Origin of the sequence: Flavobacterium limnosediminis JC2902, from assembly GCF_000498535.1 — a bacterium.
GTDB classification, from domain to species: domain Bacteria; phylum Bacteroidota; class Bacteroidia; order Flavobacteriales; family Flavobacteriaceae; genus Flavobacterium; species Flavobacterium limnosediminis.
Window position 1 is genome coordinate 1 of the sequence record NZ_AVGG01000032.1, and the last position, 2,458, is coordinate 2,458.

The window sequence follows — 2,458 nt, forward strand, 5'->3', positions numbered from 1 at the left end:
GCAAGCTGGCGGGACGTTAGGCGTCATTGTATGAAAAAACAGAACCGAATTAATAATCCCGAAAAAATTGATCGCCTTTTAATCGACAAGGATTTAAAAGATGGGAAACTTGTTATTGTTCAATTCTCTGACAATCTATATTCGGACAAAATACTTGCAGACCTAAACGAACTTTGTTTGGAGTATGACGAGAATTTCAGTGTTCGATTTTACGGACACTATCAGGGGTCATTTGACTGCAAGGCACTTTTAAAACTACCGAACTTAAAAGCTCTTTATCTTGATTGTTTATTAAAAGCTGACAATCTTCAAGTTTTGACCGAATTAAAAAATTTAAAGCGATTAAGTTTAGGTGTTTTTGAATTACAAGAAATAGAAATACTTCAATCCAATAATCTTCAAAACCTTAAAGAACTTATTCTGGGCGAAACAAGGACGAAAGCGTTTAATCTTAAATATTTGGAGGATTACACATACTTAACTCATCTAATCATTAACGGACATACAAAAAATATTGACGCAGTAGGTAAGATAACAAATCTGGAATACCTTGGTTTAAATTCAATTTCTAAAGTTCCATTAGGCTTTGTAAACAACCTCAAAAGACTTAAATCGTTGCATTTTGTTTTGGGCGGGCGTGAAAATTTAGACGAAATTGAAGAAAATGAAATTGAGACACTTGAAATAATAAGAGTTCGGGCATTTAATGGCTTTAAAAACATTTCAAACTTCAAAAAACTAAAAAGCCTTGTTATTGAAGACCAAATACAATTAACAGAGTTGCATTTCGACAAAGAAATTCCAACTTTACAGGATTTCAAATTGATAAATTGTAAGACTTTTAAATCGTTGAAAGGACTTGAAAAATTGAGCAATCTTAATCAACTAAGAATATACAAGACGGAAATAAGCTTTAACGAATTTATCAAACAAATGTTTCCAAAATCACTCGACATATTTGCATTCTATACAACTAAAGCCAAAATTGACAAAGAAATTAAGGAACGACTCCTAAAATTGGGATATAAAGATGGACTCGAAATATAAACAACGAACGCCTAACAGCGGTTTTCTGCAATGGCGGGTTTAGGATTTTTTGGGATGGTTAGTGTTTGCATTTCTTCTTTAAAAAGAAGTTTTTTCTTTACTACTTTTCGGTATATTTGTAAACGTCAGTAATAAAAAACCGCCACTGACAGAAAGCCGGCGGGACGTTAGCAGAAATTTTCGACAACATCAGCGTAAATGAGAGATTATAAAAAAAATCTAATATTAATGATTCTTATTTTTATGACTTTTATTAGTTGTAATTGTAAGGATGAAAACCATATCGATAAGTATGATGTCAATATTGCAGCTTTAGAAACTCTTCCTGATAATTTTTATGCCTATAGACATGGAAGTATATTTATTGACAGTAACAAATACATGATTTGGTTTAATTTGGATTTTTTTGGAAATGTTGAGAATGTGTTTGAAATTACAGATATTATTGAACATGAAAAAGACCAAACTAAAATTATAAAAAAATATGCAATAGATACTGTCAAGAGTAAAATCATTGCTCAGAAGTTTGTAGATTTAAGTCGTGAATTTAAATTTGGTCATATAAATATAGACAGAAAAAATAAAATTGCATTTTCTTACAAAGATGGACTTAGGGAACAATATGTCAAAATATATAATGACAGTCTAAAAAATGTATATCTGAAAAATTCTGATTTTAAACTCTTAAAAAATGGTTGGTTTGAAAACATAGAGAATTAAAACTTCTGCTAACAGTGGTTTTATGAAATTGGGGCTTTAGGGCAAAAGTTAAAGGTAATTTCATATATTTGACTTCCGTGATAATGGAAAGGTTTAGGAACAAAATCCCCAACTTCATAAAGCCACGGGACGTTATAAGCCATTTTGAAAAAACGAAACCTCTTATGAAAACAATAAATATTTTAGCTCTATCAATACTAATAGCAAGTTGTTCTAAATTACCTGAAAATTCAATGATTACTGCAAAATACATTGTTTTTAATCATGACATTAGTTCTAAAACAATTGGAAATTTTGACAATGTAAAAGAGTTAACAAATAGTGATGAAATTACTCATCCATTCGTTGTAGATAAAAAATTTCATGATTTAGAATATGCTTTTATATTAAACTCAAATGGAACACTTGAGAAGATAACTGAATATAAATACGGACAAAATGAGCTTTATCAAAAATACCAAATTGAGTTAGACACAATTGATAGAGAAAACATTGGTGTAGGATTTATAATCAAACTAGATGAAAAACTAAATCAAATCATAGATTGTCAAGACACTCTAAAAATTTTAGATGTTTACCCAGAAGAAAAGTTAATCCGTGTTGACAAACCAGAAAATAAAGGACGAGTTGTGTTCTATCAGTATAAATAATAAAAACGGCTTATAACAGCGGTTTTAAGAAATGGCGGGTT

3 protein-coding genes are annotated in these 2,458 nt (G+C 30.0%); all 3 read left to right on the top strand.

Annotated features, from left to right (window positions below; genetic code table 11):
- The coding region (locus tag FLJC2902T_RS15175; RefSeq protein ID WP_211233886.1) for a leucine-rich repeat domain-containing protein at nucleotides 1–1,047 on the top strand (1,047 nt) is incomplete at its 5' end.
- Between the two features lie 198 nt (nucleotides 1,048–1,245).
- The gene (locus FLJC2902T_RS15180; protein WP_023580686.1) at nucleotides 1,246–1,767 is read left to right on the top strand and encodes a hypothetical protein; all 522 of its coding nucleotides are present in this window, start codon (nucleotides 1,246–1,248) and stop codon (nucleotides 1,765–1,767) included.
- 164 nt (nucleotides 1,768–1,931) lie between these two features.
- Complete coding sequence (locus tag FLJC2902T_RS15185; RefSeq protein WP_155958923.1) at nucleotides 1,932–2,417, top strand: hypothetical protein; 486 nt, start codon at nucleotides 1,932–1,934, stop codon at nucleotides 2,415–2,417.
- The last annotated feature ends 41 nt before the right edge of the window (nucleotides 2,418–2,458 follow it).

Bases quoted from the DNA above. Each gene is read 5' to 3' on its own strand.
- FLJC2902T_RS15180 (WP_023580686.1), top strand. From the start codon at position 1,246: ATGAGAGATTATAAAAAAAATCTAATATTAATGATTCTTATTTTTATG.
- FLJC2902T_RS15185 (WP_155958923.1), top strand. From the start codon at position 1,932: ATGAAAACAATAAATATTTTAGCTCTATCAATACTAATAGCAAGTTGT.